Origin of the sequence: Dehalogenimonas etheniformans (genome assembly GCF_014672715.2) — a bacterium.
In the GTDB taxonomy this organism is placed as follows: Bacteria; Chloroflexota; Dehalococcoidia; order Dehalococcoidales; family Dehalococcoidaceae; genus Dehalogenimonas; species Dehalogenimonas etheniformans.
Map to the genome: position 1 here is coordinate 1,021,151 of NZ_CP058566.2, position 16,621 is coordinate 1,037,771.

General features: G+C 51.1%; 11 protein-coding genes, 1 tRNA gene and 1 pseudogene. 6 read left to right on the top strand and 7 right to left on the bottom strand.

The window, feature by feature from the left end:
* Window positions 1-124 precede the first annotated feature (124 nt).
* The 3 genes and pseudogenes from rpsR to rpsF form a co-directional block, all read right to left on the bottom strand.
* Window positions 125-412, bottom strand: a pseudogene (gene rpsR, locus HX448_RS10460) (30S ribosomal protein S18); the annotation flags it as partial.
* Window positions 413-452: 40 nt separating this feature from the next.
* Window positions 453-857, bottom strand: coding sequence for a single-stranded DNA-binding protein (locus tag HX448_RS05190; protein ID WP_102330304.1), 405 nt, complete (start codon window positions 855-857; stop codon window positions 453-455).
* 29 nt (window positions 858-886) lie between these two features.
* Window positions 887-1,198 (bottom strand): 30S ribosomal protein S6, encoded by a 312-nt coding sequence (rpsF, locus tag HX448_RS05195; RefSeq protein WP_162485859.1) that lies wholly within the window; start codon window positions 1,196-1,198, stop codon window positions 887-889.
* Between the two features lie 167 nt (window positions 1,199-1,365).
* On the opposite strand from rpsF, the gene HX448_RS05200 reads away from it, so the two are divergent.
* The 4 genes from HX448_RS05200 (at window position 1,366) to rlmD (ending at window position 7,843) form a co-directional block, all read left to right on the top strand.
* Window positions 1,366-1,442, top strand: a tRNA-Asp gene (locus HX448_RS05200).
* Window positions 1,443-1,547: 105 nt separating this feature from the next.
* Entirely contained in the window at window positions 1,548-3,899 is a 2,352-nt protein-coding gene (locus tag HX448_RS05205; RefSeq protein WP_162485858.1) for an endonuclease MutS2, read from the top strand.
* A 182-nt stretch (window positions 3,900-4,081) separates the two neighbouring features.
* Window positions 4,082-5,923, top strand: coding sequence for a translational GTPase TypA (gene typA, locus HX448_RS05210; RefSeq protein WP_425490964.1), 1,842 nt, complete (start codon window positions 4,082-4,084; stop codon window positions 5,921-5,923).
* A 102-nt stretch (window positions 5,924-6,025) separates the two neighbouring features.
* Complete coding sequence (rlmD, locus tag HX448_RS05215) at window positions 6,026-7,843, top strand: 23S rRNA (uracil(1939)-C(5))-methyltransferase RlmD (protein WP_226846868.1); 1,818 nt, start codon at window positions 6,026-6,028, stop codon at window positions 7,841-7,843.
* Here the strand turns inward: rlmD and HX448_RS05220 are convergent.
* From HX448_RS05220 to HX448_RS05235, 4 genes are all read right to left on the bottom strand, one after another.
* Window positions 7,840-8,856, bottom strand: a complete 1,017-nt coding sequence (locus HX448_RS05220) for a nitrogen fixation protein NifH (protein ID WP_102330299.1) — start codon at window positions 8,854-8,856, stop codon at window positions 7,840-7,842. The two genes, rlmD and HX448_RS05220, sit on opposite strands and share 4 nt — an antisense overlap.
* 2 nt (window positions 8,857-8,858) lie before the next feature.
* Window positions 8,859-10,595, bottom strand: coding sequence for an NAD+ synthase (locus tag HX448_RS05225; RefSeq protein ID WP_102330298.1), 1,737 nt, complete (start codon window positions 10,593-10,595; stop codon window positions 8,859-8,861).
* Window positions 10,596-10,644: 49 nt separating this feature from the next.
* On the bottom strand, window positions 10,645-11,553 hold the full coding sequence (locus HX448_RS05230; RefSeq protein WP_102330297.1) for a Hint domain-containing protein: 909 nt from the start codon (window positions 11,551-11,553) through the stop codon (window positions 10,645-10,647).
* Between the two features lie 115 nt (window positions 11,554-11,668).
* Window positions 11,669-13,021, bottom strand: coding sequence for a glutamine synthetase family protein (locus HX448_RS05235; RefSeq protein ID WP_102330296.1), 1,353 nt, complete (start codon window positions 13,019-13,021; stop codon window positions 11,669-11,671).
* Window positions 13,022-13,213: 192 nt separating this feature from the next.
* On the opposite strand from HX448_RS05235, the gene HX448_RS05240 reads away from it, so the two are divergent.
* Window positions 13,214-14,293 carry a CorA family divalent cation transporter gene (locus HX448_RS05240; protein WP_102330295.1) on the top strand — a complete coding sequence of 360 codons (1,080 nt, stop codon included), beginning with the start codon at window positions 13,214-13,216 and terminating at the stop codon, window positions 14,291-14,293.
* A 210-nt stretch (window positions 14,294-14,503) separates the two neighbouring features.
* Window positions 14,504-16,558, top strand: a complete 2,055-nt coding sequence (locus HX448_RS05245; RefSeq protein WP_102330294.1) for a bifunctional mannosyl-3-phosphoglycerate synthase/mannosyl-3 phosphoglycerate phosphatase — start codon at window positions 14,504-14,506, stop codon at window positions 16,556-16,558.
* The last annotated feature ends 63 nt before the right edge of the window (window positions 16,559-16,621 follow it).

Below are 16,621 nucleotides of genomic sequence, written 5' to 3' on the forward strand. Positions count from 1 at the left end.
TAGGCGCCACAGCAGCGGTCTGCGATTCAGTTTTTATTTCAGTGGCCGCGGGCTTCGCCTCGACCGGAGCTTCAGGGGCTTTTGGAACGGAGGGGCTCATTGTCCAGAATGTGCCGCCTTTTCGGATGTGCTCTGGAACAAAAGGCAGCAAAGCAATGATTCGAGCTTGCTTGATGGCTTCCGCGAGCTTCCGTTGATGCCTCGCGCAGGTCCCGCTCCTTCGCCTCGGATCTATCTTAGCCCGCTCGGAGATGAAACGGGATAATCTAGCCGTATCTTTATAGTCAATGACAATGTTTTTATCGGCACAGAAAGCGCAGACTTTTCGCCGCTGTTGGAAACGGCCTCGCCCCCCGAACCTCCCCGCGGGCCTTCCCTGCGGTCTGTTGCCTTGATCTCGTGATGTTACCAAAGTTCGTTTCTCCTGTAATTATGACGTTATGTACTACGGGTTAAAAAGGAATATCATCCGGGGATATTTCACCGGTGGCCTCGGCGCCGGTTGCTATTTCACCGACTGCCGTTTGCCGCTTATCCAGGGGCATCACCCTGTTGGCAATGACTTCAGTTTTATAATGCTTCTGCCCGTCTTGACCGTCCCACGATCTGGTTTGGAGCCTACCCTCAACGTATACCAGACGGCCTTTAGCCAGGAACTGATTGCATTGCTCTGCTAACTTCTCCCAGGCTACTACGTTGAACCACTCGGTTTCTTTTTTAGGTTCCGCTCCCTGGGTATTTATCGTCCTGTTGGTAGCGACACTGAAAGACGTAACCGGATGACCCGCAGGCGTAAAACGCATCTCCGGATCTCCGCCGACATTGCCAATAATCATCACCTTGTTTAAACTGGCCACGATACTCTCCTAACGGTGTAACTGAAGAGTTAGTCTTCGACTTTGACTATCAAATGGCGTAAGACGTCTTCAGAGATTCGCAAGTCCGCGTTCAGCTTTTTGGTCACCTGCGATCCGGAGGTGAATTTGATCAGATTATAAATACCTTCTGCCTGATGTTTGATCGGATAGGCTAATTTTCGTTTGCCCCAGGGTTCAACGGAGGTGATGCTCCCACCGCGTTCGTTCACTGCTTTGGTGACATGTTCAATGCCCGCATCGACCTTTTCTTTGGTCAACTCTGGGCCGAAAATGATGACTAGTTCGTAATTGCGGACTGGTTCGACGCGGCTAGAAAGCAACTCGGTTACCGCTTTGGTTTGTTTTTCTTTAACAGCGATGGAAGTACCCTCCCTAAAAACAATCGTACTTTTTAAGACTTGGGTATTATAGCATATGGAATATCGCCAAACAATACTCAAGACTGTTGACACAAATAACCGGATATTGATACACTTTCTCTCCGCGCGGCCCCGTGGTGTAGCGGTCTAACATGCCACCCTGTCACGGTGGAGATCGTGGGTTCGAATCCCATCGGGGTCGCCATTCTTATATATCTCCTCTTTAGCCTTCATTATCCGATCCCTTCAGAACTTGAAGATTCAACAGACATCTTTATGTAAATATGCCCTCGTGATACAATATTGAATCGTGTTTGAAAAAGACCTATCTCTGCTTGAGTTTCCTAAGATACGGGATATCATCGCCGGATATTGCGCGTTTTCTCGGTCACATGCTTTGACTCTTGCGTTGGAACCTTCAACAGCCATCGATCAGATCAAAGCCAGGCTTGAAGAATCCGCTGAAGCTCGACGAATTCTTGAACTTGAACCCGGCTTCTCGGTCAATGGTCTGGTTGATGTTTCCAAACAGTCCCGCTTAGCCGCCATAGGCCGGACTCTTGAACCCAAGACTCTCGCTGAAATCAGCCGATCACTTGGGGTACTGCGGCGTCTGAAATCAAAAATGTCGGAAGCGGCATATGATGTCCCACGATTGTATGCCATATCTAGCGAAATTGGTGTCTATGGTCACTTGGAGAAATCTATCGATAAAGCAATCTCTCCCGAGGGTGATCTGCTGCCGGATGCCTCAGCCAAGTTGGCCATCATTAGAGAACGTCTCAGGGCCAAACGGTCTGAGGTTGTCGAGAAGCTTCAAAATTATATCCATTCCGACGCCACCCGTCGTTATATCCAGGAGCCCATCGTAACCGAGCGCGAAGGCAGGTTTGCCATCGCCGTTAAAGCCGAGTACAAAGGCGAGATCAGGGGCATCGTACACGATGTGTCCAATTCGGGGGCGACGGTTTTTGTTGAACCGTTCGCCACATTAGATTTGGGCAACGAGTTCAAAGAACTGGAAATAGATGAGATCCGGGAAATCGAACGAATACTCTCTGAACTCTCGAAGCTGGTTGGATCCGTCGCGAGTTCGATCGAATCCAGTCTGGAAGCTGCCGCTAGAATAGATTTCGCCCTTGCCAAGGGCCATTACTCGATTCGTCACAAGGCGCACGAAGCAGCCATTTACGAACCAACCGCGTCGGATCCGGCAGTAATCAAGTTGGACGAGGCCCGCCACCCGCTGCTTGGCTCTGCAGCCGTGCCTTTATCCATCGAACTGGGCCGGGATTTCTCAGTCCTGGTAATCACCGGCCCTAATACCGGCGGCAAAACGGTGGCGTTGAAAACGATTGGTTTACTTTGCTTGATGACCCAGGCCGGGTTACCCATACCTGCATCTGAAAAAAGCAGATTACCGCTCTTTCAGGGAGTCTTCGCCGATATCGGCGACGAACAAAGCGTCCAGGCTGCCCTTTCAACCTTTTCCGGCCATATGAGTAATATCGCTCGGATCCTGATCAATGTACAGCGAGCAAGCCTGGTGGTTCTCGACGAGCTAGGCGCAAGTACCGACCCGCAGGAAGGCTCGGCGTTGGCCCGGGCAATACTCATGCACTTAAAAGCTAAAAATGTTTTGACGGTTGCGACGTCGCACTACACGGATCTGAAAGTGTTTGCCCATGTGACGCCAGGCCTTCAGAATGCTTCTTTCGATTTCGACCCCGAGACGCTGACTCCCACTTATCATTTGACGCTGGGTATGCCCGGCGGTTCCAATGCCATCGCCACCGCGGCCAGGTTTGGAGTGCCCCCTGACGTCATCGATAATGCAAGGGGACTACTTGCCGAAGGCGCTCGGCAGCTTGAGGAACTCCTGACGGAACTACAGGCTGAAAAGAAGCGGCTTGAAGACCTGGATAAAATACTATCGCGGCAGAAAGAATCTTTGCAGTCGCAAAACAAAGCACTTTTGGGTGAGCTGAAAAACCTCAGGGAACAAAGGCAGGCGATCCTACAACAAGCGCGTGATTCAATCGTTGAAGAAGTTGCCGCGCTTCAGAAAGATTTGAAACTCGCCCGTTCCGCCCTTGACCGCGAAAAATCGCAGGCCGCCATCACCAATGCCAGGGAGGTTTCTGATCTGGTACGCAGCCATTTGAAAAAAGGCATCTGGCAAAGTCAGACACCTATGGTCTCAAAAGAGGATGAACCGATTTCGGTTGGGGACCGGGTATGGCTCAAGGAAGCTGAGATCGAGGCGGTAGTGACCGGGATCAACGCAAAGACCGGGCAGTTTGAGGTTTCTTCCGGACCTCTACGCTTCATCCTGGGACGCGAAGGTCTGTCAAAAACCGCGGCTACCACTAAGGCTGCAGCCGCTCCGAAAGTAAGTGTCCGTTTTATGGGTAGAAACATCGGGTTGGAGCTTGATCTCCGGGGTAAACGCGCGGATGACATTGAACCACTCCTTGACGAATACCTGAATGGCGCCGCTACCGCTAATTTGCCGGAAGTGCGTATAATCCATGGTTTCGGTACAGGAGCCGTGCGTTCTATCGTACGCGAATTGTCTTCCAGGCATCCTCTTGTTGCATCTTTCCATTCTGCCCCGAGGGATCAAGGCGGTGATGGCGCTACTATATTGCGCCTTAAATAGTTGACCTCACCTCAAACATTGTTAAATTCTTTGAGAAAAGGTACAATTTTAAGTAAATGTTCCCAGTCATTTCATGTTCTTCATCGCTGCGGCGGCGCCGCTTCCGACTGTAGACGTCTGATTCAGGCGTCGATCTTGTTATTACCTCGATTATTCAGCCATGTTATTTTCTTAAGGAGATTATTGTGCCCCAGTATCGTGATGACATCCGTAACGTAGCTATCATCGCCCATGTTGATCATGGTAAGACCAGCCTCGTAGATATTCTGCTCAAACAGAGCCACGTCTTTCGTGAAAATCAGGAAATGGGAGAGTGCATTCTCGACCGTAACGCTCTGGAACGAGAGAAAGGCATCACTATTCTAGCCAAGAATACCGCCGTCGAATTCCGCGGCCATAAGCTTAATATTATCGATACGCCCGGACATGCCGATTTTTCCGGCGAGGTAGAGCGTGTTTTGAACATGGCTGAAGGCTGCCTGCTGCTTATCGATTCAACCGACGGCCCGATGCCGCAAACCCGTTTCGTGCTAAAGCAGGCCATGGAAAAGAAGCTCAAACCCATCGTCGTCATAACCAAGATGGACCGGCCGACGCGCCGCATCAAGGAAGTCCTCTCAATGACTCAGGACCTTTTCCTGGAACTGGCTACTGAGGATTCCCAACTCGATTATCCGGTGATTTATTCCACTTCCCGTGGCGGTTACGCCACAACCGATCCCGATGTTGTGGGCACTGACATGGTGCCCTTGTTCGAGGCTATCATTAAAACTGTACCTCCACCGGAGATCGAAGAAGGCCACCTTCAGCTCCTGGTTTCCAATCTCGATTACTCGACCCATAAAGGCAGGATAGCCATCGGCCGTATCAGGCGCGGCAGCATCTGCCCGCGTGACCCGGTCGTTGTCATCGATAAAAATGGCGAACAGCATCGCTACAACGTGAATGAAGTCTTCACCCACATGGGTTTAGCCCGTCAGGAAGTGGACAAAGCCGAGGCCGGTGATATCGTTGCGGTAACCGGTATGGAAGAGGTCAATATCGGCGACACCATCGCTAGCCCGGAACAACCCGAAGCCTTGCCTGGTATCACCATTGGCGAACCTACGGTCAAAATGACTTTCGGTGTCAACACTTCACCATTCGGAGGGCGCGAGGGCAAATATTGTACTTCCCGCCAGCTTAGAGCACGTCTCTATCGTGAACTGGAGACCAACATTAGCCTCCGTGTGGAAGACACCGATTCACCGGATGTCTTCCTGGTCTCCGGGCGAGGTGAACTGCACCTCTCGATTTTGATCGAAACGATGCGGCGTGAAGGCTATGAACTGGAACTATCAAAACCTGAAGCTATTTTCAAGAATATCGGCGGCAAAACCATGGAGCCGATGGAAGCTCTTATAGTCGATACGGTCGATGACTGTATCGGGGATCTCACGGAGATGTTAGCCAAGCGTAAAGGCCGCATGACCAACATGCACCACGATGACAATGGTAACGTCCGGATGGAATACCATATACCCACTCGTGGTTTGATAGGTTTCCGCAGTTCCTTCCTGACCACCACACGCGGCCGGGGCGTCATGAATACCCTGTTCCTGGGTTATGAACCTTGGCAGGGAGAGATCGGCACCACCCGCTCCGGTGTTCTGATTGCCGCCCAACCCGGTATCGCTGTGACTTATGGTCTAAACAACGCGCAGGGCCGGGGTCTTCTGTTTATTGAACCCATGACTGATGTCTATGAAGGAATGATAGCGGGCCTTCATGCCCGTGGTTCAGATCTAGTGGTGAATGTCTGCAAGGAAAAGAAGATGACCAACATCAGGTCTTCTACCTCCGATATCGCTATCAAACTTACCACACCGATTAAAATGTCCCTTGAAGAGTCTCTTGATTTCATCGAAGACGATGAGCTTGTTGAAGTAACGCCAAAAAATATTCGCCTCCGCAAGAAGATTCTCTCAGCCCATGACCGCAAACGCGCCGGCCGCGCCGGACCCGGCGAAGAAGCTGACGAATAATGATGCCGTTTGTGGTGAGCTTTCTCAACCATGGGCGGCTATCCCGTGGCTTTTGCCACGTATAGTATTTGTTTACGTTCCATGATGAATCCTTCAAAGACAATGACTCTAACTCTCAATGGCATTGGTGAGTTCGGTGACACATCAAGCGAATATGAAGGCCGGACCATCAGCGTCTTCGGCGGCATTCCCGGCGAAACGGTTGAAGCAAACATCATTCGGCAAACCGATGACGGCATCGACGCTATGGTTAATCGTGTTATCGAGGCCTCTACTCACCGGCGAGATGCAGTTTGTCCATATTTCGGTCAATGCTCAGGCTGCCAGTGGCAACACATTGAATACAACTATCAACTGCAACTGAAACGCGAGATCGTGAAGCGCGCCATGGAATCCGAAGGCCTAGATGGTTCTTTAGTGGGAGAAGTACTGCCTTCGCCTTCTGAGTTCGGTTACCGCAATCACGCCCGCCTATCGGTGCGCCGACGCCTGAATAGCTTTGGATTTATCAACAAGGTAACGCATCAGTTTGTGCCCATTGATCACTGCCCTATCATGGCTGAAGGAGTAAACAGCCTTCTTTCAGCTCTTAATGGGCGATGTGGAGAAACTACCCAATTTTCGATTCGATACGGCGTCAACACCGACGAATATCTCATCCAGCCGCAGTTCAAAAATCCCGACGTAACCGTTATCACCGGACAACTGTATTACCAAGAAAATTTAGGCGGCCGAAAATTCCGTGTCTCATCGCCTTCGTTCTTCCAGGTCAACACCCCGCAAACAGAACGCCTCATCGGGTTAGTCAGGCAACGCTTGAACCTTTCCGGAAATGAAACGATCATCGACGCCTACGCTGGAGTCGGAACTTTCTCTGTGATGTTGGCGCCTTATGTCAAGAAAGTAATTGCGATCGAGGAATCAGGGGCGGCGATCAAAGACGCCCGCGTCAACGTTCGCGATATTACCAACGTGGAACTTATCGAGGCCCGAACCGAATCCGTTTTACCCCACCTCGGCCGCCTCGCTAATGCTATCATCGTTGATCCTTCACGTACAGGATGCCATCCGTCAGCTTTAAAAACTCTAAATTTCTATCCGCCAAAAAAACTGGTATACGTGTCGTGCAATCCGGCGACTTTGGCAAGGGACCTTCGTGTGTTGACCCGTGGTCCATACGAGGTCGAGGACGTGACACCGGTAGACCTCTTTCCGCAAACTTACCATGTTGAATCGATGGCCGTTCTGCGGTTCAGCCCTGAAAAAGAAAAAGCCTTTGTCGACCGTCAACAGTTGATCCTGGCCTCGGTCTCACCCCGCCGTTCGGAGATTCTGAGCGCGATGGGTCTTAAATTTGAGACCTCGGCTTCCAATTTCGCCGAAACCCCAACCGCCGGGCTATCGCCAGAACAACAGGGGTTGGCACACGCCAAAGCCAAAGCCTTGGCAGTTGCCGCCGGTTACGCCTCCGGTACGATTATTGCCGCCGATACCATTGTGGCTCTCGGCGATGAGATGTTGGGCAAACCTGTTTCACCCAGAGACGCTACGGGAATGCTGACTAGGTTACGGGGTAAGACCCACCGCGTAATCACTGCCATTGTCGTCACCGATGCTGCGACAAAGGAAACACTGGTTGATTTCCGTACTACCCAGGTCGCAATGCGAAACTATACTGACCTAGAAATTGAAGATTATGTAAAGAGCAGCAGCCCTCTCGATAAAGCCGGCGCTTACGGCATCCAGGATAAAGAATTCCATCCGGTCGCCAAGCTGAAAGGTTGTCATTTGAACGTCGTCGGACTGCCGGTGTGCCTGATGCTGGAATTACTGCTGAAGCTCGGAGTCCATCTCAACATATCATCGGACTGGCACCCGCCCGAAGAATGCTCCAAATGTCGCAAATGGCAGTGCAGTTAACCGGGAAAAGCCGCCTTGAGCGCCCTCAGGGCGCGCAGCGTCACCCATTTGCTAGGTTCGTCCTTGATCTCGATGTCAGCCCACATCTTGCCATTATAGCTATATTCTAACGGCCATCGCCCTTGTGAGTCCTGTTTTTCCAAAACCATCTTCCACGCTTGTTCCAGCCGTAAATCGCGTCCGTCGCCAAGGCGCGCCATGACTTCCAGGATTTCCAGCAAATCCCCTATGTAATAATTCGGAAACCCAAACTTGAACCAGTTGCTGCTGGGTTTCCCTTTTTCCAGGTTGGTAAACCTGCATTTCGTGAGGTCGGTGCTTAAAAACAGGTCTTTACCTTTTTCAATCGCGGAACTCATCGTTTGGGTCCGCTGAGGCTCCGGTACGCTGGATATAGCTTTTAATGCCTTAACCGCCCCCCAGGCACACGGCAGTTTTCCACAGATAAAATTTGGCCCTGCAGTGTAATGGTAATACCTGAGTGGATCTTGGCTGCCCATCGCTGCTATTCCTCGGCCCGTTACCAGTCGCGCCTGCATCTCCACCGCGTTTGTCACTCTCGAGTCGTCCCCGAATCCCAAACTGAACATCGCATCCCCGAGATATCCGGCGTGGCAATGGATAAAGCCAGAGGGCATTCCATTGTAACTGAACCATCCGGTCGGCGATATCGTATTTTTCAGGACGTACTCAGCCGCAGTTTTCACTCTTGGCTCAGATTTATCGGCGCCCATCTGTGCCAGCAACGTCAATGACCAAACCGTTCCGGTGTATTTCGGGTTATACCCGCCACCCGGCTTGACCCAATATCCTTTCGGATTCTGCGCAGCAAGAATCCTGGGGATCGGACCGATGGAATATGCCTCAGATTTGGCATCGACCAAATCGGGAGACTTTTCCGGCAAGCCAACGATATCTCGAAGAGCCAGGTAACGGACAGCAGGATTGATATCATCAACCTCGAGGAGCCAGGTTAACGGATCTCCATGAATGAGTTCACGCCAGGTGGGCATATTTATCCTCCTTCGCGAAATTTGCTTGTGATGGGTTCACGCCTATCGCGCCCAAAGGCCTTGGGAGTAATTTTTATTCCGGGAGGCGATTGGCGTCGCTTATATTCACTGGTGTCGACAAGCCTGACAACTTTTTTAACGACTGAAGGTTCATAACCCTGAGCGATAATCTGCTCAACACCTTTGTCCTCTTCGACATAAGCAAGGAGAATCGGATCGAGCAGGTCATATTCCGGCAATGTGTCGGTGTCTTTTTGACCCGGGCGCAGCTCAGCAGAAGGAATTCTATTAATCACGGCTTCCGGTATCAAGTCGAAACCGGCCTGAGTGTTGCGGTAACGGCAAAGCCTGTTTACCAGGGTCTTGGGCACATCTTTGATAATAGCGTATCCCCCGGCCATGTCCCCGTACAACGTGGTGTAGCCGGTGGCCACTTCACTCTTGTTGCCGGTATTCAGCACCATCCACCCAAATTTGTTCGACAGAGCCATCAGCAATGTTCCCCTGATTCGGGCCTGGAGGTTTTCCTCCGTCACATCGGGTTTTGTGTTGCATAAAACCTCTGAAAGACTGTCCAGATAAGCCGAATAGGCCATTTCGATCGGCACGGTGAAGGCCTTAATCCCAAGATTAGTTGCTAGTTTATTGGCATACTCCGCGCTCAGCGGTGATGAGAACCGCGAAGGCATGATTAGTCCGTGTACTGATTCCGGCCCGAGGGCGTCAACCGCGATGGTGGCTACCAGGGACGAATCCACCCCTCCAGAGAGGCCGATGATCACCCCACCAAATCCGTTCTTTAAAATATAATCGCGTGTCCCTAAAACCAGCGCTTTATAGACTTCAGCGTCGGATTCGAGCAAAGGCGTGACCTGTTTGGGTAGCATGGCGCGAAGGGAATCCTGCCTGGAAGCACTGACCGTGATCCGATCGGTCGGGCAGTCACATTCGAGTTTCTGGCCTTCTTTGCGCCAGCGCGGGTCCTGAAGCCGGCTATGGAAGACACCCTCAACATCGAGGTCTGCGATGAGAAGCTCTTCCTCGAACTGCTTTGCCCTGGAGATAAGGTTGCCCTGCTCGTCGAATATGACGCTTCCACCGTCGAAAACGAGTTCATCCTGTCCGCCCACCAGGTTGCAGAAAGCGACAATGGCTACATTGTCCGTCGCCCGGGAGCCCAGCATCCTCTCTCTGGAATGATGCTTACCGTGATGATACGGAGAGGCGGATATGTTCAGAATGACTTCGGCGCCGCCGCTAGCTTGGACGGTGGCCGGTCCGGTGTCGTACCAAATATCTTCGCAAACGCTTATCCCGACATTGACCCCGTTGATTTCATAAACGGGGCAGGAGTCACCGGGATGGAAATATCGCTTTTCATCAAAGACACCGTAGTTGGGCAGGTAAATCTTGTGGTATACCGACACTAGCTCGCCGTCGTGTATGATGGCGGCGGAGTTGTGTAGCTCCTCTTCTTTATCGACGAAGCCAACAACGACGGTTATTCCTTTGGAGGCGGCGACGACCTCGTCGAGCGCTCTCAGGTTGGCATCGATGAAGCTGGATTTAAGCAGCAGGTCCTCGGGGGGATATCCTGGTATCGCCATTTCTGGAAAAGCGACCACATCTGTTCCCGCGTTCCGGGCCCGGTCAATGTTTTTGATGATGAGCCGGACATTACCCTCGAAGTCACCGACCGTCGAATTGATTTGCGCCAGGGCGATACGAAGCTGTTTCATATACAGCTATCGTATGTGCCTGATTTGCGCTTGTCAAGAATCCCCTGCTTCAGGAGCCGCAATTGGGATCGACGATAGTGCTTGCCAGCAGGATGCCGTTAGCCCAGTATGTGCCCGAAGGTCCTTCAGGCAGGATGTCGTACGTCCTGCCTTCGTAACTGACGATTTCGATGGAGACAATCGCCGATCCATCTAGTGATTCGCCCAGCTTGAGATTGCCGAGCAGTCTGCCGTCCGATGTTGGATGCCTTGAGGAAGCGGTGACTGAACGCCCGTCCGCTAGGGCGATTTGCATCAACTCGAACACTGAAGGCTCCGCCGTCATCGTCGTGTTGACGATGGGCGCGCTAATTCTCTCACCGTTCTCACCCACGGTCCAAATCACGTCGCCGGCTGAAAGTTGGTTAACCGGAACAGGTCCGTTCGGAGTATCAATCGCCGTCCCTTTTGACAGGCATATCGGGCAAGTATTGAAACTTGGTTCGGTTTTGGTGACGTCGATTTTCCCGATATTCGAAATAGTTCCGGTGATTTTTTGACCCTGGTTCTCACCCACTCGGATAACAAAAGTGAAACCGTTGCTAATGGCTTGAAACTCTAGCGTGACTTTATTTAGGAGCTTATGCTGGCGATAGACCAGTAGTTTCTCCTCCTGGGTGTAGTCGGTTTTCCGGTCAAGGCCGATCCTGTTGATTATGGCGGTGAATTCCTGGTCATTGCTCTTGATGCTGTCGAATTGGGCTAAGGCGTTTGCCAGTTCACCGTCCGGATTTCCGATCGGATAAAAATCCGGATCGCACCAAAAATAATTTGGGTATGCATCGAGCAACCGGTACCGCAACACGAATTCCGTCAAGGGCGGTGTTGAGGTAGTCGTCGGAGATGAACCGGCACACGAAAAGCCGGCTGAAATAGTTATAAAAAATACCGTAGCTAATAGCAGTGTCTTTAACACCATACCCATCCGCGACTCTAATTATATCGTTTGATTTAACTAACGCATTAAAAAGACCAAGGATAGGTCTAAAAAAGGGGGAGCCATTCCGGCTCCCCCTTAATACAATGTTCTGACGTTACAGAATGGGTAGGTAGCGTTCGCGTTCCCAATCCGTTACCTGAACGCGGTACCTGTCCCATTCGATTTTCTTATTTTCAATGAATGCAGTGAAAACGTGCTCTCCTAGCGTTTTGCGCATCAATCCGCTTTTCTCGAATAGTTTTATAGCTTCATCGAGGCTGCCCGGCAGAGTTACGATGCCCTTCTGGGCTCGTTCTTCCTCGCTCATTTCGTAGACATTCTCTTCAATCGGAGCAGGCGGTTCCAATTTCCTTTCAACGCCCTCGAGCCCCGCCGCCAGCATTACCGCAAAAGTCAGGTAAGGGTTGCATGCCGGGTCAGGCGATCTCAGTTCGATGCGGGTGGATGTTTCCTTGCCAGGCCGGTATTCCGGGACTCTTATCAGATCCGAGCGGTTGCGCCGCGCCCAGGAGAGGTAAACTGGGGCTTCATAACCCGGCACAAGTCGTTTGTAAGAATTTACCCACTGGTTTGAAATGGCGCAGAATTCAGGCGCGTATTTCAGGATACCCGCGATGAAATGACGTGCAGTATCCGAAAGATGGTAGGGATCGTTCTTGTCGAAGAATGAGTTACTGTCGCCTTTGAATAGTGACTGGTGGCAGTGCATCCCCGAACCGTTGACGCCGAACACGGGCTTGGGCATAAACGATGCGTAAACGCCGTTTTGCCGCGCTATCTCTTTTACAACGAGTTTGTAGGTCATGACATTGTCAGCCATAGTGAGTGCGTCGGTATACTGTATGTCAATCTCATGCTGGGAAGGCGCGACTTCATGGTGAGAGTATTCCACGGGAATGCCCATTTTTTCCAAGGTCAAAACAGTCTGCCGGCGCAGGTCCATGGCTACATCGAGGGGAGTTAGGTCGAAATAGCCTCCCTGGTCCAGGAATCCTGTGCTCTTCTGATCCTTGTTTTCGTCTTTAAAATAGAAATATTCAAGTTCCGGACCAACATAGAAGATATATCCGGCATCGGCGGCTTTCTTAAGCATTCGCTTCAAAACATAGCGCGGATCGCCTTCGAACTGCTCGCCTCCTGGTTTCTTAATGTCGCAGAACATCCTGGCTACAGCGGCTTCGTCCTTCGGGCGCCACGGCAAAGTCTTATAGGTATCTGGATCCGGTAGAGCGACCATGTCGCTTTCATCGATGCGAGCATAGCCTTCGATGGATGAACCATCGAAACCCATCCCCTCTTCTAGGGCGCCCTCAAGTTCTTCGACGGTTATGGCAAAACTCTTAAGCTGGCCTAAAATATCGGTGAACCACAGCCGGATAAATTTGACCTTGTCATCCTTCACCTTCTTCAAGACGTATTCAACTGATTCCGAGCGGGTCTTGGCCATGGTCCACCTCCAATGGAAATCAACCGATTATAACAATACCACCACCGCTTAGGAAACGGGAACCTTCTCTTTATTTTTGGTACATTAGAATCTTTTAACGTTCCAATAATTAGGCTGTTCGAGTCTTGACATTGATGATGGGCAAGCCAATAATTCGCAGTATTTTCGCGCTCCTTTTCTCGGAGGTTCCGCATGGCTGAGACCTTTATCACCGACGCCTTGCCGCCGAAGCGCTGGTTTTGTGTTGCCTTGCAGCCTGATGGCACTGCCTCGATGAGCAACTCCGATTTTTCACAGAATTTTCAGGACATGCTCAAGAATGCGGTGATTGCCTGGGTCGATTTCCGTACTGACGAATTCGAAAAAGATTTCCTGAAATCCACCGAGTTCGGTTTCAGTAAAACGCTCCTCAATGCCCTGACACAAAGCCCCAGGGATATGTACGAAGATTTCAATACCGAAATGGGTGTGAAACTCCCCTCCATTCAGATTCGTCTTGACCAGGAACCTTCGGTAAGGGCACACACCACGCTGTTACTCATGAAAAAAAGGCTTATCCTCACCGTTCATCCCATCGAAGTTGACCGCAGGTATGCCCGCCTCCGCCGTTATTCCGACACGGTACTCAAGAAATTACCCAAGGGTAAAAGCGATCAGGACCTTTTGACATTCCTTATGATGCGCCTGATAGAAACCAACAACGACCGTAATTTTGAACACCTTCGCCAGATCGAAGCCCACGGCGATGAACTTAACAGAAGCCTGATGGATCCTACGACCTCGAGAAACCTCCTGGGTCCGCAGATCTACCGGATGAAACACGCTCTCATCAGTTATCTTGATGCACTGTGGGAGAGCGTGGACGTGATCAAAGACCTCCGGTACGGAGACGCCGATCTCATTACCGACGACCAGCAGATTCTTGAACGGGTAGGACTACTTGCAGACGACGTAAACCGCCAGATCGGCCTTTCAGAGCACCTCTCGGAGGTATTAGCTTCCGGTCTCGAGGTGCTGCAGTCTATTTACAATAACCAACTTCAAGTAGTGAACAACCGTTTGGCGCTGGCTGTTACATATTTCACCGTATTCGGTACCGCTTTGCTCGTTCCAAATACCATTGCCACAGTACTGGGTAATTCGGCTTTTGATATGGGTTCCGGCGATATCTGGTGGTTCTTATTGTTGCTGATATTGACTACAGTTGCCGCAACAATGTTTACCTTTTGGTGGGTCAAAAAAATGGGCATGCTGCCCAAGAAATTAGACTGACCCAACCTATTCCTTTTTCGATCAATATTTTCAAAATAATCTGAGATTTCAGATCGCGCCACAACGTATTTCGATAGGCATTATAGCCTAACGTGGTATAATAGGCCGCTTCAAGTATTTATCTTCTTCATTTCTAGCTTCAAGGTGGGGCGCCCGATCCCGTAAGCGCCCTGGTTTGAACATATTACCACTTCGGAAAGGGAGGCAAACATGCGTTTAGAAAGAACTCGTCAAGCAGAGCACCTCGGCGCAGTTACCGTTTTTGGCGTCAGGCGCGTGCTTGAGTTAGACTCAGGCCCCAAAAATCCCCAGCTCAACGAAGCCGCCGACGTTCAAAAGATCGAGCGGGAAGCCATCGACGAGATTGAGAAAAAATTAGCCATCGTCCTTCCGGTGAAAGACGAAGACCTCAAGGTTTTTGAAGCAGTCCTATCGGCCGTACCTCACGAATGTTTTATTGTCGTGTTGTCCAACAGCCAGAGGGAAGGGATCGATACCTTCCGGGCTGAGAGAGATATCCTCTCCCGTTTTTGCCAGAGCACCAGGCGGCAGGCGATGATCGTTCATCAGAAAGATCCGGTTGTTGCCAAGGCTTTGCTTGAGGCGGGGTATCCCGAAATTGTCGGCAATGACCGCCTGATCCGGAACGGCAAGAGTGAGGGGATGATCCTCGGCATCATGCTCGCCAAATTGTTGGCCAGAGAATATGTCGGTTTCATCGACACCGATAACTATATTCCCGGCGCCGCGTTAGAGTACGTCAAGCACTACGCCGCCGCTTTCAGTCTGGCCAAAACTCCATTTTCGATGACGCGCATCCAGTGGCGGTACAAACCCAAAATCATGGGCGAACTATATTTCAAGAAATGGGGCCGAGTCTCTGAAATCACCAATAAACATCTGAATAACCTTCTTTCGGCTATGGGTAAGTTCGAGACTGAAGTCATCAAAACAGGAAATGCCGGCGAGCATGCCATGAGCCTGGCTCTAGCGGAACGTTTAACCTACGGCACCGGATATGCCGTAGAAACGCAGGAGATCATCTCCATCCTGGAACAATTCGCCGGCCTTTTACCCGTCAACGGTAAGGACGTCTCCGAGAAAGGCCTGGAGGTTTACCAAACCGAGACCGTTAACCCCCATCTTCACGCAGATAAGGGAGATGAGCACGTCGTGCTTGAGATGATGATGCCTAGTCTTTCTGTCATATACCATAGCCCGCTGTGTCAGGAAAAGACCAAGGAAACTATTTTGCGGGAATTGACCGAGGTTGGCTGCATCAAGCAGGGCGAAGAACCTCCTAAAGTCAGGCTGATGCCTCCGCCTCAGAAGCTGGATATGGCTAAATTTTCGGGCAGCCTGGCTGTAGAAATGCCCCGTTTCTTTGTGCCGGAAGGTTCACCACTGCCGATCACCCAATCAAGGATAATCGGACCTGCTCAAAAAGTGGTATTCACCGATCTTGACGGCACTTTATTGCACCCTTCCACCTACTCATATGCACCTGCCCTGGGTTCGCTTAGAAGACTGCAGTCGTTGAATATCCCAATCGTCTTCTGTTCTTCTAAGACCAGGGCGGAGCAGGTTGAATTGAGACAGGAACTCGGTATTGGTGACCCGTTTATCGTCGAAAATGGTTCAGCGGTTTTCGTTCCCAGGGATTATTTTCATCTACCCTTCTCGTATGACCGGATCGCTGACGATTACCAAGGTATCGAATTGGGCATGGGTTACGAAGTGCTGAAGCTAAAGTTGGCCGCTATTCTAGGAGCCGTACGTTCGAAATTGCTGGACAATGCCTGGGCCGGGAGCCTTTCGGTCAGGGCGTTCGGCGACCTCTCGGTTGAAGATGTGGCTCGGGAAACCGGCCTCGGTCTCAAAGCCGCCGCTGCGGCTAGACAACGCGAGTACTCCGAGACCTTAAAAATCCATGGCAGCAGGCAGGCGATAGAATACCTTCTTAACGAGGTTAAAAAGGCCGGCTTGTCCTACGCCTTCGGTGGGCGTTTTTACACTATCACCGGCGGTAATGACAAGGGCAAGGCGGTCAAGGTGTTGATGGAACTGTATAAACTTAACCGCGGTCAGATTTATACCGTCGGCATCGGTGATTCCGAGAATGATGCCAAGATGTTGGCCGCCGTAGACCGGCCAATTTTGGTTCAGAATAGGGAACTGCGCTGGGCTAAAATCAAAGCCCCCTCGTTGAACTTCGCCAGAGGTGTAGGACCCGAAGGTTGGAATAATGCCCTGGCGGCGCTTTGATCAATCCTCTCTTTTGTGATTCTTAGGCGATGGATTCCCTGTTCTGCAAATAGGAGGTCGGTA